We start from the raw sequence: 17,562 nt of genomic DNA on the forward strand, positions 1-17,562 counted from the left end.
CATGATGCCCCGGGGGACGAAGATCGCCGTGTTCTTCGCGACCCTCGCCACGGCGCTGACCTGGGTTCTCGGCTGGTCGCCCGCGCACGCCGGCGACCGCGCCGCGACCGGGCGGGTCGTGATCATCGGGGTCCCGGGGCTGATGTGGAGCGACGTCGGCCGGGAGAACACCCCGGCGCTGTGGGACCTGACGGCCGGGGGCTCCGCGGCCGGCCTCAGCGTCCGGACGACCCGGGTCAACACCTGCCCCACGGACGGCTGGCTGACGGTGTCGGCCGGGCAGCGGTCCCGGCTGCCGCACGGCGACTGCGCGCTGCCGGCCGCGCCGATCCTGCCCGGCCAGGACTCCCCCACCGGCCCGGTGCCGAAGGACGGCGCGATCGCCGCGGGCTGGCCGGCCATCAAGAGCGACAACGCGGGCACCAACTACCACGCGGAGATCGGGCTGCTCGGCGAGGCCGTCCACAAGGCGGGCGGCTGCACGATGGCGGTCGGGCCGGGCGCGGTGTTCGGCGTCGGCAACGGCGGCGGCCGGGTCGACCGCTACGTCCCGTCCCCCGACAAGGTCACCGCCGCCGACTGGGCGCGCTGCCCGCTCGCGGCGGTCGACGTCGACGACCTGTTCCGCGCCTACATCAACGCGGGCGTCGACGCGCACGGCGACCAGATCCCGCTGTCGGACGCCAAGCGCGCCGCCGCCGCGGCCGCCGCGGACCGCCGGGTCGCCCAGGTCGTCACCGGCCTCCCCCAGGGCACGACCGTCCTGCTGGCGGGGCTGTCGGACATCGGCGTCGACCCGCATCTGCGCGTCGCCGTCGCGGCGGGCGACGGGTACGGGCCCGGGTTCATGACGTCCAGCGCGACCCGGCAGGAGGGCCTGGTCACGCTCACCGACGTCACCGCGACCGCGATGAAGCTGCTCGGGCTGCCGCAGCCGAAGCAGGCCGTGGGGTCGGCGTGGAAGGCGCAGCCGTCGCAGGCGTCCACGCGGGACCGGGTCGACGCGCTCGTCGACGAGGACGTCGCGGCGCAGGCGATCCGGACCGTCCAGACGTCGTTCTACTGGGTGCTGTTCGCGACGCAGCTCGTCCTGTACGGGATCGCGGTGGTCGCGCTGCGGCGGCTCGGCGGCGACCGCCGGTCGCGGGCGCGGATCCTGGGCGGCACCCGGGTGATAGCGCTGCTGGGCGGGGCGGCGCCGGGCGCGTCGTTCCTCGCCGGGCTGCTGCCGTGGTGGCGGGCCGAGCATCCGACGCCCGTGCTGATCTGCACCGTGCTGGGCTTCGCGGGGCTGCTGACGGGCGTGGCGCTCGCCGGCCCGTGGCGGCGGTCCGTGGTCGTCCCCGGGCTGGTGATCACCGGGGTGACGGGCATCGTCCTCGCGCTGGACGTGATGACGGGGTCCAACCTCCAGCTCAACACGCTGATGGGCTACACGGCGCTGGTCGCGGGCCGCTTCTACGGCTTCGGCAACCAGGCGTTCTCGCTGTTCGCGGTCGCCGCGATCCTGACGGCGGCGTGGCTGACGGAGTACCCGCTGCGCCGCCGCCGCACGGCGGTCGCGGTCGGGATCGTCGCCGCGATCGGCGTGTTCGCCGTCGTGGTGGACGGGCTGCCCGCGTTCGGCAGCGACTTCGGCGGCGTGCTGGCGATCGTCCCGGCGTTCGCGATGCTCGGCCTGATGGTCGCCGGGAAGCGGGTGTCCGCGCCGAGGCTCGGGCTCTTCTTCGCGGCGGGCGCGGCGATCGTGCTGTTCATCTCCTACCTGAACGCGCGGAGCGCCAACCCGACGCACCTCGGCCGGTTCTGGCAGGACCTCATGGACGGGGACGCCTGGGGCATCGTCACCCGCAAGTTCAACGCGATGCTGAACAGCCTCGGGTACTGGCCGTACACGCTCGCGATCGCCGCCGCCGTCGTGTTCCTGTTCTTCGTCCTGGCGCGGCCCACCCGCTGGCGGGTGTCGCTGCTGCAGGGCGCCTACAAGCACAGCCTGTCGATGCGCCCGGCGCTGATCTGCGCGCTGGCCGCCGGCGTGATCGGCACGCTGGTGAACGACTCCGGCGTGGTGATCCTGTCGGTGGCGTTCAGCCTGGCGACCCCGCTGATGCTCGCGGCCGGCCTGCGGTCGCTGGAGATCGACCTGAGGAACGCAGACACGCCGCCACCAGCGCCGTCAGAATCGCCAGGAGCGTCCACGGGATCACGGTCGGCCGAACGACGGTGAACAGCCACTCCAGGTCGTCGGGGAGCCGGATGCGGGCGGGGGCGCGGGCCGGCAGGTAGGCGAGGCTGAGGGCCGCGGTGTGGGCGAGCAGGATCCAGTCGATGCGCGTCCACGGGAGCAGCGCCAGCAGCGCCCAGCCGAACCCGTCGTACCAGGGCAGCGCGTACGGGGCGACGAGGAGCCACGCGAGGACGAGGGCCGCTCCGTACCGGCGGTGCTCTTCGCCGTCCTCTTTGGGGAGCGCCCTGACGAGCAGCAGGAACAGCGCCAGCCCGAGCAGCATCGCGCCCGTCTTGATGACGTCGCGCTGCGAGCCGCGGCCGAGCGACTCGTCCACCAGGTGCCAGGGGGTCGCGAACGACACCATGTTGCTCGCCTCGCGGACCTGGTCGAGCGCGTGCGGCCCGGCGAGGAGGTACGCGGCCGCCGTGACGGCGACGGCGCCGGCGGCCAGTGCGAGCAGGCGGCCGAGCGACCGCCATCTCCGCTCGCGGAGCAGCGCGAGGGGGGGTCCGCCGGCGGCGAGCGCGGCGGGCAGCTTGACCGCGGCGCCGACGCCGGCGAGCGCACCGGCGGCCAGGGCGTGCGGCCATCCGGCCCGCCGCCCGAACACGGCGAGCGCGGCCACCACCGGCGCGATCGCGAGGACGTCGTTGTGCGCGCCCGCGACCAGGTGGAACAGCACGAGCGGGTTGCACGTCCACAGCAGCGCGGTGCGGAGCCGCCGCTCCTCGGTCCGGGACGTCCGGTAGAGGATCAGCGCGGTCGCCGCGAACGCGAGCACGTTCGCGACGGACATGACGAACACGGTGATCCGCACGGAGTCGTCGCCGATCCACGCGGCGAGCGCCTGCTCGCCGGTGGCGAGCGGCCCGTACACCGACGGCGTCGTCCGCCACTCCTCGGGCGCCCCGGCGACGGGGTCCCGCGACAGGTCGTCGGCGCTGGTCACGTACGGGTCGTGGCCGGTCGCCGCCATCCGCCCGTAGGACGCGTAGTTCAGGTGGTCGGTGGACCCGACGGGCGGCATGCACATGAACGCGACCGCCGCGAGCAGCCCCGCGGCGACCAGCGGCCGCGCCGGGATGCGCCCGCCTTTCCGGACGGCGGCGAAGCACAGCCCGAGCCCGGTGGTGCTCGCGATGATCCCCGCGACGACCAGCCCGATCACCAGGTACGGCGACGGGTGGGCGACGAGCGAGTACGGCGGCTGGCCGCGGGAGCCTTCGAGGTCCGGCTCGAACACCGACGGGCCCAGCAGGGCGGTGCCGAGGAAGCAGGCGAGGCCGGCCCCGACGCCGCAGAGCCCGCCCGTCCCGAGTCGGGTCACCGGCGGCTGCCGCGAAGCCGGCCCAGGCGCCGCTCGACCGCAGGTTCGCGGACGGCGAGCGCCCTCGCCACGTCCCGGAACTGGCGGCCGCGGTGCAGCTGGGCGCGCCAGTCGGTGCCGGTGGCGCGGTGCGCGAGCGGTACCTCCACCTCGCGCACCCGGAAGCCCTGCCGCAGCAGGTCGATGGTGAGCGCCGTCTCGACGCCGAACCCGGCGGCGAGCGGCAGGGCCGCGTCGAACGCGGCGCGGGTCAGGCAGCGCTGCCCGTTGAGCGGAGCGTCCGGCTCCCAGCCGGTGGCGCGGCGGATGCCCTCGCGGGACAGCCGGACGACGAACCCGTGCCCGCCGAGCTTCACCGTCGTGGTGAACACCGCGATCGTCATGTCGGCGTCGCCGGCCCGGACGGGTTCGACGAGCGGCGCGGCCTCGCGCGCGGTCTCGGCGAGGTCGGCGTCGAGGAACAGCAGGTGGCGGGGCTGGTCGCGGCCGTCGTCGAGGAGCCTGACGGCCTCCGCGCCGGTCTCCATCGCCGCGCCCTTGCCGCGGTTGCGGCTGTGCCGCACGACCCGCGCCCCGGCCTCGCGGGCCACCCGGCCGGTGCCGTCGGAGGAGCCGTCGTCGACCACCACGACGAGGTCGGCGCCGGGCAGCTCCTGGGCGGCCTTGACGGTGGCCGCGATGCGGTCGGCTTCGTCCTTGGCCGGGATGATCACCGCTACGTCCTGCATATCCGCGATGGTAGTCCGGGACGGGCGCGCGGCGCGGCAGGCCGATGCGAACCGTTACCGGCGCGCCGACGCGGCGCTCCCCGCGGGAGTGCCGGCGGTTCAGCCGGCGTCCGGGACCGGCGCCCCGTCCGTGACGGTGAAGACGGTGTCGAGCCCGGTGACCTGCAGGATCCGCCGGACGGCCGGGCGCGGGGCGGCGAGCTCCAGCGAACCGCCCTGCTCCTTGAGCCGCTTCATGGCCGACAGCAGCACGTTCATGCCCGTCGAGTCGCAGAACTCGACGCCGCTCAGGTCGACCGTGATCCGGGTCGCCTGCTCGCGGAGCAGCCCGGCGAGGGCCGCCTGCAGTCTGGGCGCGGTGTACAGGTCCAGTTCGCCGGTCGCCGTAACGACGGCGTGACCTCCTTGAGACGCGGTCGAGACGTTTAGCTCCACGTCCGGCACACTATCTCGCGAACGGCCCGGGGGCCAGGCAGTTGACCAAGTCCCGCGCGGCGTGGGCGTTTCCGGGGCGTGTCGCCGCCTTGCCAGCCCCGTACGCTTTGACAATTACGGACAGTATTGTCCTAATCTCGGACGACTCCGGCGGTGCGAACTCCCCGGTTCGCGCCGCATGGAGGCGCGGAGTGAGAGAGGCTGAGCAGGTGCAACACATGGCCGATCCGAGAGAGACACGGCTGCGCGAGCGCCTGGAGACGATCCGGGCCCGCTCGGCGAAGTCCAGCTCGTGGCGGACGTCCACCCAGGTCCTGTCCCGCCTGGTCAACAGCAACGGCTACGTCCCCATCAGGACGCGCCTGTCCCGCGCGGACCTCGCCTTCCTCGCCGGCGCCCGGGAGGAGGTCCTCGCCTTCGCCGACCTCGGCGTCCGGCTGCTCGACCTGCACCGCCCGCAGGAGGCCGGCGGCATCACCAGCGACCCCGACCGCCCCATCCGCCGCTGCCGCGCCTGCATGTCCCGCTGGCCGTGCCCCACCTTCCGCACCATCTCCGAAGCCCTGGACCCCTGAGGCCCGCCGCGTGGGGGCGGCGGGGTCAGACGGTGAGGGGCAGGCGGACCTCGAAGCGGCAGCCGGGGCCCGCGTTGGCCACGCCTATCCTGCCGGCGTGCGCCTCGACGATGCCGCGGGCGATGGCGAGGCCGAGGCCCGCGCCGCCGCCCGGGGTGCGGGCCGCCTCGCCGCGGAACGCGACGTCGAACACGCGCGGCAGGTCGTCCTCGGGGATGCCGCCGCAGCCGTCGGCGACCGTGACCCGCGCCTCCCCCTCGCTGACCTCGGCGATGATCTCGACGGCGCCGTCGCTCGGGGTGTGCCGGATCGCGTTGACGACGAGATTGCGGAGCGCGCGGCCCAGCTCGCCCGCGTCCACCCGGACGGGCAGCCCCTCGCGGACGTCGCCGCGCAGCCGGACGCCCTTCGCGCGGGCGAGCGCCTCGGTGCCGGCGACCGCGTCCGCGACCAGGTCCGCGAGGCCGACGCGCTCGCGGGACAGCCGCAGCGCCCCCGCGTGGATCCGGGACAGCTCGAACAGGTCGTCCACCATCTCCGTGAGCCGCTCCGCCTCGACCCGGATGCGGCCGTGGTACCGCTGGACGGTGCCCTGGTCGGCGACGACCTCGTCCTCCAGGGCCTCCGCCATCGCGCGCAGGCCCGCCAGCGGGGTGCGCAGATCGTGGCTCACCCAGGCGACCAGCTCGCGGCGGCTCGCTTCGAGGGCCTGCTCGCGCGCGTGGGACGCGGCCAGCCGGTCGTAGGCGGCCTCCAGTTCCCGCGACAGCTCGGCCAGCTCGGCGGGCAGGTGCGCGGCCGGCGGCCGGAACCGGTCCGCGCGGACGGCCTCCACCAGGGTGCGGTTCGCGGCCACCAGGCGGCGTCCCAGCAGCACCGACACGGCCATCGCGACCACGCCGGCGGACGTCACCACCGCGAGGACGACCGCCCGGTCGTGGTCGTTCAGCACCATCATGAACGAGATCACGAGGATGCCGGAGATCGTCGCGAGCACCGTCGCGACGCCCACCACGATCAGCTGGGTCGCGACCGACCGCCCGCGCAGCCCGTACAGGACGCCGAGCGCCAGCGCCGCGACGGTGAGCGCGGCGAGGACCGCGTAGAAGACGACCCACAGGAGGTCTTCGAGGGGGATCATCATGCGCCGTCCATGGTGCGCTCTTCCGCCGCGTCGTGCGCGGGCTCGTAGCGGTAGCCGACGCCCCACACGGTGACGATGCGGCGCGGCGCCGTCGGGTCGTCCTCGATCTTCTCCCGCAGCCGCCGGACGTGGACGGTCACCGTGGAGGAGTCGCCGAACGTCCAGTCCCAGACGCGTTCGAGCAGCTCGTCGCGGGTGAACGCGCGCCTCGGGTGGCGCATCAGGAACGCCAGCAGGTCGAACTCCCGCGACGTGAGCGCGAGCCGCTCGCCGCGCAGGCCCGCCTCGTGCGCGCTGACGTCCACGACGAGGTCGCCGTCGCGCAGCGGCCCGGACGGCCCGGTCGGGACCAGCGCCCCGCGCGCCCGGCGCAGCACCGACTTCACCCGCAGCGCCAGCTCACGCGGGCTGAACGGCTTCGTCACGTAGTCGTCGGCGCCGGTCTCCAGCCCGACGAGCCGGTCGGTCTCCGCGCCGAGCGCCGTCAGCATCACGATCGGGACGGTCGAGGTCTCGCGGAGCCGCCGGCACACCTCCAGACCGTCCATGCCGGGCAGCATCAGGTCGAGGACGACGAGGTCCGGCGGGTGGTCGAGCGCTTTGCGCAGCGCGGTCGGGCCGTCCGCCACGCAGACCACCTCGTGCCCGTCGCGGGCCAGGTAGCGGGCGACGACCTCCGCGACCGTCGGATCGTCGTCGACCACCAGGACGCGCCCGGCGGGACTCACAGACTTCACCCCCACACGCTAAGCGGCCGGCGCCGCCGCCGCTCCCACTCGTCACCACCCCGTAAGGAATGGCCGGCACGGAACGGGTCGGCGGGTTGGGCCGGGCGTGACGGGCGGGGGTCTCGGGATGGTCAGGGGGTTCCCTGAGTGGTCGTCAGGGTGGGCCCCGCCGCAGAGTGGGGGTCAGGCTCGTACCCGAGGGTGATGTGCTTCGCGGGAGCGGCGCCTACGGTGGAGGCATGGGTAAGACGATTCTGACCATCATCGGCGTGGTGCTCGCGATCTGGCTGGCGATGACCGTCATCGGCGCCATCATCTCGATGCTGAAGTTCTTCTTCTTCATCGGACTCGTCGGCGTCGTCGTGGTACTCGCCGTGACCGCCGTGTCCAAGATGTCCAAAAGCCGGTAGGTAAGCAGCTCATCCCCCTTGCGGGGCGTCGCCGGTGACCGCATGATGCCGGATAACCAGGCGGTCATCGGCGAAGGGACACCATCGTGCCGGGTCTGACAGAGGTGCTGCGGGAACGCGCACGTTCGCATCCCGATCGGGTCGCGTACATCGCGGGCGACAGGGAGGTCACGTTCCGTGACTTCGACCGGCGCGCCGACCAGGTCGCCAACGCGCTCGCGTCCGTGGGCGTCGGGCACGGCGACCGGGTGGCGATCCTCGACAAGAACTCCCTCGAGTACGCCGAGCAGCTGTTCGGCGCCGCCCGCATCGGCGCCGTCCAGGTCCCGGTGAACTACCGGCTGGCCCCGGACGAGGTCGCCTACATCGTCAACAACGCGCAGGCGAAGGTCTTCATCGTCGGCCCCGAGTTCGTCCCCGTGCTGGACGCGATCGCCGGCAAGCTGGAGCACACCGCCCACATGGTGGTCATCGGCGGCTCGGACCACGCCTACCAGGACTACGCCGCCTGGATCGACGGGGCGTCCGACACCGCGCCCGACCACGAGCCCGACGCCGCGGACGTGTTCGTCCAGCTGTACTCGTCCGGCACCACGGGCCTGCCCAAGGGCGTCATGCTGACGCACGACAACTTCCTCGCGGCGCTGGACGTGACCACGGACGTCTGGGACATCGACGATTCGTCGGTCCTGATGGTCGCGATGCCGATGTACCACGTCGCGGGCAACGTGCTGACCGTCTCGGCCGTCTACAACACGATCACGGCCGTCATCGCGCGCGAGCCCGACCCGACCCTGATCGCGAAGGGCATCGAGCGGCACCGCGTCACGCACATCTTCCTCGTCCCGGTGCTGCTGCAGTTCATGCAGCTGATCCCGGAGGTCGCCGCGTGCGACCTGTCCAGCCTGCGGCTCATGCTGTACGGCGCGTCCCCGATCAGCGAGGACGTGCTGCGCGGCGCCATGCGGATGCTGCCGGGCACCGAGTTCATGCAGGTCTACGGGCTCACCGAGGTCACCGGCGCGATAACGATGCTGCCGCCCGCCGACCACGACCCGGACGGCCCGAACGCGCACCGGCTGCGCAGCGCCGGCCTGCCCAACGACAACACCGCGCTCAAGATCGTCGACCCGTCCACCGGCGAGGAGGTCCCCGCGGGGCAGGTCGGCGAGGTCCTCTGCAAGACCCCGCAGAACATGAAGGGCTACTGGGGGATGCCGGACGCGACCGCCACGGCGCTGTCCGAGGACAACTGGTTCCGCACCGGCGACGCCGGCTACCTCGACGAGGACGGCTACCTCTACATCCACGACCGGGTCAAGGACATGATCATCTCGGGCGGGGAGAACATCTACCCGGCCGAGGTGGAGAACGTCCTGATGGGCCACCCGGACGTCGCCGACTGCGCGGTCATCGGCGTGCCGTCCGAGCGCTGGGGCGAGACCCCGAAGGCGCTGGTGGTGCTCACCTCGGACGTCTCCGAGCAGGAGATCATCGACTACTGCCGCGAGCACCTGGCCCACTTCAAGTGCCCGACCTCCGTCGAGCGGCGGGACGAGATCCCGCGCAACCCCACCGGCAAGATCCTCAAGCGCGAGCTCCGCGCGCCCTACTGGCAGGGCGAGGAGCGCGGAGTCCACTGACCGCCGGGTCCAGGGGGCGCGGCGGCGCCCCCTGGACGTTTCACGTGAAGCGCACCTCGGCGGACATGGGCCGGTGGTCGGACGCCCTGGTGCGGTTCGCGGGGACGCTGCAGGAGACGGCGGCCGACTTGGGGATGAACAGGTAGTCGGTCTTCTCGACCGCGGTGCCCCGCCAGTCCTGCCGGGTCTTCGCGCCGGTGCGGGACGAGCCGGTCTGGTCGCATTCGGCGTACGCGCTGTAGAGCGGGTCGAGGGCCGGGCTGTCCGGGCTGTCGGCGAAGTCGCCGCCCAGGAGGACGCGGCCGGTGCCCGCGAGGGAGGCGAGGGCGCGGGCCTGCTTCTGCCGCCACTCGTCGCCCTCGGCCGGGCTGAGCTGGGTGACGCACACCCGGGTCGCCCAGGATGGCACGTTCCCGCAGAGCGCGATGCGCGCCCGGCCGGCGGGGGCCGGCAGCTTGGCCTGGCGGACCCCGGTCAGCGGGGCGCCGGTGCCGATGGCGATGCCGGTCCTGCCGCCGCCCTGCGCGCAGGACGCGCCGCCCGGGGACGCGGCGAACGCCCACGTCCACGTGCCCATGGTCTTCTTGAAGGCCCGCACGTGCCCCTCGCAGACCTCCTGCAGGAGGACGGCGTTGGTCTTGACCTTGCGCCCGCCGACCTCGGTGGCGTGCATGCGCTGGACGATCTGCTTGGCGAGCTTCGCGGGCGCCGCGCCGGACGGGCAGCCCGGCCCGCCGCCGCACACGTTCCAGGTGACGGCGTTGATCGTCGCGGCGGCGGGGCGGGGGGCGGGCGCGTCGGCGTGGGCGGGACCGCCGCCACCGCCCGGGAGGCCCTCGATGCTTGCGCCGGTGGCGGCCGCGGTGACGACCGCGGCGGCCGCACAGACCGAGAGGAGGGGGATCAGAGCGCGGGGGGATCGCACACGTTCTCCAGAAAGGGGGGCTGTCTGCGGGGGTGATGGCGGAATCTCACCACATCAAGATCGCATCCGCCAGCGGTTCGCGACCACGCGGTCACCCGCGATGTGACGATTTCTTCCGCCCCCCAAGAGTAGGGGGCCCGGCGGACGCCTCCGCCGGACCCCCTTGGCCCGCTAGCCGAGCAGCGCGGTGACCGTCCCGGCGCCGACCGTGCGGCCGCCCTCGCGGATCGCGAAGCCGAGCCCCTCGGTCATCGCGACGGGCTTGCCCAGCTCGACGGCCATCTCGACGGTGTCGCCGGGCATGGCCATGCCGCCGTCGCCGCCGAGGTCGACGCCGCCGACCACGTCCGTCGTGCGGAAGTGGAACTGCGGCCGGTAGCCGTGGAAGAACGGCCTGGACCGCCCGCCCTCGGCGGCGGTCAGCACCCGGACCCGCGCCCGGAACCGCCGGTGCGGCCGGATCGCGCCCGGCGCGCTGACCACCTGGCCGCGCCGGACCTGGTCGCGCTTGACGCCGCGCAGCAGCATGGCCGTGTTGTCGCCCGCCTCGGCGTGGTCCATGGTCTGCCCGAAGGTCTCCAGGCCGGTCGCGACGGAGCCGAACGACTCGCCGAGCCCGACGACCTCCACGGCGTCCCCGAGCCGGATCGCGCCCTGCGCCACGACCCCGGTCACGACGGTGCCGCGCCCGGTGATCGTCAGGACGCTCTCGACCGGCATGAGGAACGGCTTGTCCAGCACCCGCGGCGGGACGGGCACGTAGCCGTCGATCGCGTCGAGCAGGTCGCCGATGCGGGCCGTCCAGTACGGGTCGCCCTCCAGTGCCCGCAGCCCGGACACCCGCACGATCGGCACCTCGTCGCCGGGGAAGCCGTACTCGGAGAGCAGCTCCCTGACCTCCAGCTCGACGAGGTCGAGGAGCTCGGCGTCCTCGACCGCGTCGGCCTTGTTCAGCGCGACGACGATGTGCTCGACGCCGACCTGCCGCGCGAGGACGACGTGCTCGCGCGTCTGCGGCATGGCCCCGTCCTGCGCGGACACGACCAGCACGGCCCCGTCCACCTGCGCGGCGCCGGAGATCATGTTCTTCACGTAGTCGGCGTGACCGGGCATGTCGACGTGGGCGTAGTGCCTGGTCGCGGTCGCGTACTGGACGTGCGCCACGTTGATCGTGATGCCGCGGTCGCGCTCCTCGGGGGCGCGGTCGATGCGGTCGAACGGCACGGCGGACGCCAGCCCGCGGTCGGCGAGCACCTTCGTGATCGCCGCGGTGAGCGTCGTCTTGCCGTGGTCGACGTGCCCCATCGTCCCGATGTTGAGGTGGGGCTTGTCGCGCTCGTAAAGCTGCTTGGCCATCGGCCTCGTCCTCACTGGTGGATCCGGTGAGAACCGACGTTCCAGACCACCCCCCTCCGCTGGTTCTCCGGAAGGGTCGGACGGAGAGGGGTCAGCTTCGCAGGCCGCCGGCGGCGACCGCGTCCGCTGCCGCTGCCGAGAAGGCGGCCGGCACCGCGCTCAGCGGGGCGATGCCCGCGAGCGTCATGGTGTCGGCCGCGAAGAACATGCTCCGGACGGTACGGAGCGCCGCGCGGAAAGTCGACCGGTTTTTCACCCGCCGCCGCCCGGTCTCCCGCGCTCGGGGTCCGGCGTCTTCGGGGACGCGTCGTGCCCGCCCGCCGGGACGCGCAGCAGCACCAGGCCGGCGGCGGCGCCGGCGAACTGGAAGGCGGCGATCCCCAGCACCAGCCCGATCGGCCCGACCGCGTCCGCGGTCGCGGCGGTCAGCGCGGCGCCCACCGCCGAGGCGCCGATCTTGAGGCTGCCCGCCGTCGTGTTGACCTGGCCGAGCCGGTCGAGCGGCGACTCGCGCTGCCGCAGCATCAGCGTGGCCGCGAACACCGGCCCCTCCGCGATCCCCGCCGCCACGAACGCCGCCGTCGCCCACGGCATGGACGGGGCCGCGGCGAGCGCCGCGAGCGCCGCCCCGAACGCGACCAGCCCGGCGACCATGACCGGCTCGGCGTGCCTGGGCGTCAGCCAGCGGCTGGCCGCGAGCGACCCGATCAGCGACCCGACCGCGAGCGCGACGAGCAGCCGTCCGCCCGCGCTCGGCGCCGCCCCGATGTGCTCGGCGAGCAGCACCGCCGTCACCGCGACGCCGCCGAACCCCGTCCAGGCGAGGGTCGTCGCCACGGTGAGCGCCCGCAGCACCCGAACCCGGGCCAGCACGACGAGCCCGCCCGTGATCATCGACGTCCATCGCGTCGCGTCCGTCTGCGGGGACGAGGCCAGTTCCGCCGTGCTGCCCGCGTCCGCCCCGGCGACGCCGACCGGGTCGGCGGCCTCCGCGTCCGGGGGCGTTTCGCCGGCGGTGACGTGGGGACCGGGGAAGGGGAGGAGAGGCAGGGTGAGCAGGCCGAGCACGCCCACCGCCACGACGGCGACGCCCGAGTACCGGCCGCCGGCCAGCGCGGCGAGGCCCGCCGCCAGGCCGGGGCCGGCGATGCCCGCGAGGTTGTAGCTGGACGCCTCCAGCCCGTAGGCGCGCGAAAGCCGGCCGGCCGGGACGAACCGGGGCAGCAGGCTCGTCAGCGCGACGACGATCGGCTCGGTGCACCCGATCACGGCCGCGACGCACAGCGCGAGGTAGAGCGGCGAGCTCCCCGCCATGCCGAGCAGCAGCGCGGTCGCGGCGGCGTAGGCGGCGGCGAGCGCGACGGCGAGGCGGCGGGGGCGCCCGACCCGGTCGAGCAGGTTCCCGATGATCGGCCCGCTGAGCACGTACGGGAGGGTCATGGCGGTCTGCAGGTACCCGGCGGTGGCCGCGTTCCCCGTCCGCGCCTCGACCGTCAGGACCAGTGCCGTCGCGACGCCCTCGGCCGACACCCGCAGCATCGTCGCCGACGTGAGGTGCAGCGGCAGCGCCGCGGTCCTTGTGATCACGCTCGCATGCTGGCACACGCCTAGACTGCGAAGAGTGACGGCAGCGAAGACAGCGCACGAGCACCGGGTCACCAGCGAGGTCGGACGGCTGCGGACCGTCCTGCTGCACCGTCCCGGCGCGGAACTGAGACGGCTCACCCCGCGCAACAGCGACAAGCTGCTGTTCGACGCGATCCCGTGGGTCGGCCGCGCCCAGGAGGAGCACGACGCGTTCGCCGAGGCGCTCCGCTCCCGCGGCGTCGAGGTCCTCTACCTGACCGAGCTGCTGCAGGATGCCCTGGAGTACGAGGAGGCCCGCGAACAGGCGATCGCCGACGCCATCGACGACCTGCGCCTCGGCGACCAGCTCCGCCGCATCGTCGGGGACTGCCTGCGCGACCTCGACCCGGAGAACCTCACCCAGACCCTGATCGGCGGTCTGGCCCACGAGGAGCTGAAGGCCGGGCACGGCCTGGTCTACCGGCTGATGGACACGCTCGACTTCATCGTCGACCCCCTTCCCGGCCTGCTGTTCACCCGCGACAACAGCACCTGGATCGGCGACCGGGTGGCGGTGACGAGCCTGGCGATGGAGGCCCGCCGCCGCGAGTCCGCCCTGACCGCCATCGTCTACGCCCACCACCCCCGCTTCGCGGGCGTCGAACCGGTCTACACGCGATCGCTCGAACACGTCGAAGGAGGCGACGTCCTTCTCCTGTGTCCCGGCGTGATCGCTGTGGGGACCGGAGAGCGGACGACCCCGGCCGGTGTGGAGCGCCTGGCCCGCCAGGTCTTCGACGCCGGCCTTGCGCACACCGTCCTGGCGGTCCCGATCGCCCAGGAGCGGGCGACCATGCACCTCGACACCGTCTGCACCATGGTCGACGTGGACACCGTCGTCATGTACCCGCCGGTCGCCCACTCCCTGATGGCCCACAAGGTGACCCTCGCCGACGGCGACCTGCAGGTCTCAGAGCCGCGACCGTTCCTGGAGGCGGCCGCCGAAGCGATGCGGCTTGACCGCCTCAAGGTGATCGACACCGGCCTCGACCCGGTGACCGCCGAACGCGAGCAATGGGACGACGGCAACAACACCCTCGCCGTGGCCCCGCGCCTGTGCGTCGCCTACGAACGCAATATCGAGACGAACGCGCAACTCGAAGCGGCGGGCATCGAGGTCATCCGCATCAGCGGCAGCGAACTGGGCACCGGCCGAGGCGGCCCCCGCTGCATGTCCTGCCCCACCCTCCGCGACGACATCTGACCCGAGCCGCAAGAACAACTGAGTCGGGCATGCGGACGCAATGGAAAAGCTCGGGCGGTGTCGACGGGGGCACGACATCGCCCGAGCTTTGGGAGGACCATACAAGGTAGGGCGGGGTTCCTTCCAGGCGGGGTCCTCTTATGCCGGATATGCCCTACTTGCGGGCGTTCCATTCCTGGTTGGGTTGCACAGATCTTCGTCGGTTTCGTCTAGAAGGTCCGGGAAGTCGGACAGGTCGGGGACCATGGCGTGCGTCCTGACGGGGGCGGCCGCCCCGTTCTCGCCGGTCGTCCCGGGGGCGCGCAGCACGGCCCAGACCGTGGTGGCGCCGTCCTCGTGGCGTACTCCCCATCCGTCGGACAGGGCCTCGACGATGCCGAGCCCGCGCCCGCCGAGCGAGGACAGCGTGCCGGGGCCGCGCCGGGGCTCGGTCATGGCGCCGCCGTCGCTGACCTCCAGTTCGAGCACGTCGCCGTGGCGCACCCAGCAGACCCTGACCTGGCCGGACGGCAGCGGCCTGGCGTGCCGGAGCGCGTTGCTGATGAGCTCGCTGACGATGACGCTCGCGTCGTCCACGATGGACTCGTAGACCCCCGAGTCGGCCAGCTCCGAGCTGAGGCGCCTGCGGGCGACCGCGACGCTGGACGGTGCGTGTGGCAGCAGTACGACGCTCGACGCCCTCACCTCCCCGTGGTTCCGCTTACTCGGACGAGTCCCGCCGTCGCTCTTCCGGTACGACCGAAATGCCCTGATGTCCGCAGCCGGAAACCCGGCCGGTCGGGTTCATCGCCTGTACAACGAGTCACCGGCCGTCCGGTCACGGTGATCACCCCCGAACGGAACCTCGTCACCAACGGCAACCAACAAAGGATCTATCCACCCGACGGCGGACTCATGCCTCACGCACTCGTTTCGTCCATCACACCCCGCGGTCACCGAACTTTCTCGCACCAGCCAAGGGTGCCATCCGCCGGGACCTCCGAACGCCCAGGTCACACCGGTCTCACCGGGCGCCCTGGAGGGAGTGTCGTCACGGTGAGTGACCACGGCCGGGTCAGTCCGCTCCGCGCAGCACCAGGCGCATGCGGGTCCCGTCGCCGGCACGCGCGCCACCTGCGGGTCCGTGCCCTTCCGCGGTGCGCAGCAGGGTGTCGCGACGATTAATGGTCCGTTCCATTTGCGCCACTTCGGCGCCTACCGAAGCTTCGCGAGAATCAGTGTGATATGTCTCACGTTCAGCCGGATGGGCTGAAATTCTCCCGCCCTGTGCCTCTGTCAGCCGTTTCACGATGTACAGACCGAGCCCGATTCCGCCGAAGCGGCGCCGGTCCCCCGCGTCTCCCTGGACGAACCGCTCGAAGATCCGCTCATGGTCGCCGGCCGGGATGCCGATCCCCTCGTCCTGGACCGTCACGACGATGTCGGAGCCCTCGCACACGGCCCGGACGCTGACCGTCCCGCCGTCCGGGGAGTACTTGAAGGCGTTCTCCAGGAGCTGCCCGAGGACGATGTCGGTCGCCATCGCGTCCCCGCGGCAGGGCGGCAGATCGGGATCGATCTCCAGCTCGACGCGGTGCAGGGGCGACAGGGAGCGGAACCCGGCGACGACGCCCTCCAGCACCCGGGCCAGGTCGAACGACTCGATCGTCACGGCCAGCTCGTCGGCCCCGGCGCGGGAGCCGAGGAGGAGGTGCTCGACCAGGCGGCCGAGCGACTGGGCGCGCTCGGCGATGGTGGCGACGGCGGTGCGGCGGTCGCCGTCGGCCATCTCGTCCCACCGGTTGACCAGCGTGGACGCGAACCCCTGCACGACGGTGATCGGCGTGCGCAGCTCGTGGCTGGTCGTGGCGAGGAACAGGTCCTTGGCCTCTTCGAGCGCCTTCGTCTCGGACACGTCGCGGAAGTCGACGACCAGCTCGCCGGTCTCCTCGATCTCGGCGGCCAGCACGTTCAGCCACGTCCCGGACTCCAGCCGGAAGGTGAGCTTCTCCCCGAGCCCGGGCATGGCGAACGGGAGCGGGCGGCCGATCGCGTCCTCCGGCGGGATGCCGGTGAGCGTGTGCGCGGCCGGGTTCCACTGCCGGACGACGAGGTCGTGGTCGAGGACGGCGATCCCGTCGGCGCTGGAGTCGATCACCGCGCGCTCGTGCGCCCGCTGCCGCACGACCTCGGCGTACGCGACGGCGTTGCCGACCGCGACGCCGGCGTGCCCCGCGAGCAGTTCCAGCAGCTCCAGCTCGGTGTGCCCGGCCTTGCTTCCGGAGAACAGCGCGTAGAGCGCCCCGTAGGGGCGGTTCTGCAGGTAGGAGAGGCCGAGCGCGATCGTGTGCAGGCCGGGCAGCTCGGACCAGATCAGGTCGCCGAGCCGCCGCTCGCCGGTCGCGAGCTTGACGGTCTTGCCCGACCGCAGCAGCTCCCCGACCAGGCTGGGCCGCAGCTCCGCCGTCCGGCCGCGCATGTGCTCCGGCAGCCCGGACATGCTGACCAGCCGCAGCCGGTCCCCCTCGATCCGGACGAACCCGCCCGCGTCGGCGCCGGTCAGCTCGATGAGCGCGGCGGTGATCCGGTCGAGGACGACGCCCAGGTCGAGCTCGGCGTTCAGGTCGGCGACGATGTCGTTCAGCCGCCGGACGAGCCGCGCCCGCTCGGTCATGTGGTGCTGGACGATCTCGTCCTCCTCGACCGGGTGGTACACGCCCACCCAGCCGAGCAGCGTCCCCTTGGGGTCTTTCAGCAGGCTCGTGTCGATGCGGACGTCGATGAGCCGGCCGTCCTGGTGGAACCGGCGGGTGGCGATCGAGATCTGCCCGCTCTCGCCCTCGCCGGCGGGCCGGGTGAGGAGCCGCTCCTGGACGGCGTTGTGCTCGGCCTTCAGCTCGTCCGGGACGATGGGCGGGACGCGCCCGATCATCTCCGCGGCGCTCCAGCCGAACATCCGCTCGGCGGCGGGGTTCCACACGGTCACCCGGTGCTGCTGGTCGACGGCCACGATGGCGTCGGCGGCGCTCTCGATGACCGCCCGCGCGATCGGATCGTGGACGTGCTGGTACACGTCTGTCATCGTGCCACCGGACTCCGGCACGCCGCCGGGTAACTTGCATCGTAAATTGCCACGTGAACCTTACCTTTTGGTAAGGCTACCGCCTGGTAACCCGCCCGATGAGCAGCGCGGCGGCCCCGGCCACCAGGAACGACAGCAGCGAGGCGCTCATCCAGGTCTGCGGGACGAAG

Annotated in this window: 14 protein-coding genes and 1 pseudogene; 5 read left to right on the forward strand and 10 right to left on the reverse strand. The window is 72.9% G+C overall.

Annotated elements, in window-relative coordinates:
- The first annotated feature begins 1 nt into the window (after position 1).
- On the forward strand, positions 2–2,227 hold the full coding sequence (locus ACIWVC_RS18095) for a hypothetical protein (RefSeq protein WP_396447411.1): 2,226 nt from the start codon (positions 2–4) through the stop codon (positions 2,225–2,227).
- 178 nt (positions 2,228–2,405) lie between these two features.
- Here ACIWVC_RS18095 and mptB read toward each other — a convergent pair.
- The 3 genes and pseudogenes from mptB to ACIWVC_RS18110 form a co-directional block, all read right to left on the reverse strand.
- A pseudogene (gene mptB, locus ACIWVC_RS18100) lies at positions 2,406–3,263 on the reverse strand (polyprenol phosphomannose-dependent alpha 1,6 mannosyltransferase MptB); the annotation flags it as partial.
- Positions 3,264–3,553: 290 nt separating this feature from the next.
- Entirely contained in the window at positions 3,554–4,285 is a 732-nt protein-coding gene (locus ACIWVC_RS18105; protein WP_396447412.1) for a glycosyltransferase family 2 protein, read from the reverse strand.
- Positions 4,286–4,384: 99 nt separating this feature from the next.
- Positions 4,385–4,720 (reverse strand): STAS domain-containing protein, encoded by a 336-nt coding sequence (locus ACIWVC_RS18110; protein ID WP_396447413.1) that lies wholly within the window; start codon positions 4,718–4,720, stop codon positions 4,385–4,387.
- 218 nt (positions 4,721–4,938) lie between these two features.
- On the opposite strand from ACIWVC_RS18110, the gene ACIWVC_RS18115 reads away from it, so the two are divergent.
- On the forward strand, positions 4,939–5,295 hold the full coding sequence (locus tag ACIWVC_RS18115) for a hypothetical protein (protein WP_396447415.1): 357 nt from the start codon (positions 4,939–4,941) through the stop codon (positions 5,293–5,295).
- Between the two features lie 25 nt (positions 5,296–5,320).
- On the opposite strand, the gene ACIWVC_RS18120 is transcribed toward ACIWVC_RS18115, so the two are convergent.
- On the reverse strand, positions 5,321–6,439 hold the full coding sequence (locus ACIWVC_RS18120) for a sensor histidine kinase (RefSeq protein ID WP_396447416.1): 1,119 nt from the start codon (positions 6,437–6,439) through the stop codon (positions 5,321–5,323).
- Positions 6,436–7,167, reverse strand: a complete 732-nt coding sequence (locus ACIWVC_RS18125; protein ID WP_396447450.1) for a response regulator — start codon at positions 7,165–7,167, stop codon at positions 6,436–6,438. Before ACIWVC_RS18125 ends, ACIWVC_RS18120 begins: the two co-directional genes overlap by 4 nt.
- A 239-nt stretch (positions 7,168–7,406) precedes the next feature.
- On the opposite strand from ACIWVC_RS18125, the gene ACIWVC_RS18130 reads away from it, so the two are divergent.
- Both ACIWVC_RS18130 and ACIWVC_RS18135 read left to right on the forward strand, forming a co-directional pair.
- Positions 7,407–7,577: a hypothetical protein gene (locus tag ACIWVC_RS18130; RefSeq protein ID WP_396447417.1), complete on the forward strand. Its 171-nt coding sequence runs from the start codon at positions 7,407–7,409 to the stop codon at positions 7,575–7,577.
- 86 nt (positions 7,578–7,663) lie between these two features.
- Positions 7,664–9,220 carry a long-chain-fatty-acid--CoA ligase gene (locus tag ACIWVC_RS18135; RefSeq protein WP_396447418.1) on the forward strand — a complete coding sequence of 519 codons (1,557 nt, stop codon included), beginning with the start codon at positions 7,664–7,666 and terminating at the stop codon, positions 9,218–9,220.
- A gap of 40 nt (positions 9,221–9,260) precedes the next feature.
- Here the strand turns inward: ACIWVC_RS18135 and ACIWVC_RS18140 are convergent, their stop codons facing one another.
- From ACIWVC_RS18140 to ACIWVC_RS18150, 3 genes are all read right to left on the reverse strand, one after another.
- Positions 9,261–10,145 carry an endonuclease/exonuclease/phosphatase family protein gene (locus tag ACIWVC_RS18140; RefSeq protein ID WP_396447419.1) on the reverse strand — a complete coding sequence of 295 codons (885 nt, stop codon included), beginning with the start codon at positions 10,143–10,145 and terminating at the stop codon, positions 9,261–9,263.
- Between the two features lie 171 nt (positions 10,146–10,316).
- Entirely contained in the window at positions 10,317–11,501 is a 1,185-nt protein-coding gene (tuf, locus tag ACIWVC_RS18145; protein ID WP_396447420.1) for an elongation factor Tu, read from the reverse strand.
- A gap of 252 nt (positions 11,502–11,753) precedes the next feature.
- A complete protein-coding gene (locus tag ACIWVC_RS18150) occupies positions 11,754–13,088 on the reverse strand; it encodes an MFS transporter (protein ID WP_396447421.1) in 1,335 nt (444 codons plus the stop codon).
- 34 nt (positions 13,089–13,122) lie between these two features.
- Between ACIWVC_RS18150 and ACIWVC_RS18155 the strand changes: the two genes are divergently transcribed.
- Positions 13,123–14,331, forward strand: coding sequence for an arginine deiminase (locus ACIWVC_RS18155; RefSeq protein ID WP_396447422.1), 1,209 nt, complete (start codon positions 13,123–13,125; stop codon positions 14,329–14,331).
- A gap of 138 nt (positions 14,332–14,469) precedes the next feature.
- On the opposite strand, the gene ACIWVC_RS18160 is transcribed toward ACIWVC_RS18155, so the two are convergent.
- Positions 14,470–15,015 carry an ATP-binding protein gene (locus ACIWVC_RS18160; RefSeq protein WP_396447423.1) on the reverse strand — a complete coding sequence of 182 codons (546 nt, stop codon included), beginning with the start codon at positions 15,013–15,015 and terminating at the stop codon, positions 14,470–14,472.
- 370 nt (positions 15,016–15,385) lie between these two features.
- Positions 15,386–17,392: a PAS domain-containing protein gene (locus tag ACIWVC_RS18165; protein WP_396447424.1), complete on the reverse strand. Its 2,007-nt coding sequence runs from the start codon at positions 17,390–17,392 to the stop codon at positions 15,386–15,388.
- Between the last annotated feature and the right edge of the window lie 170 nt (positions 17,393–17,562).

The sequence above is a fragment of the Actinomadura sp. genome (assembly GCF_044508335.1).
GTDB lineage: Bacteria > Actinomycetota > Actinomycetes > Streptosporangiales > Streptosporangiaceae > Spirillospora.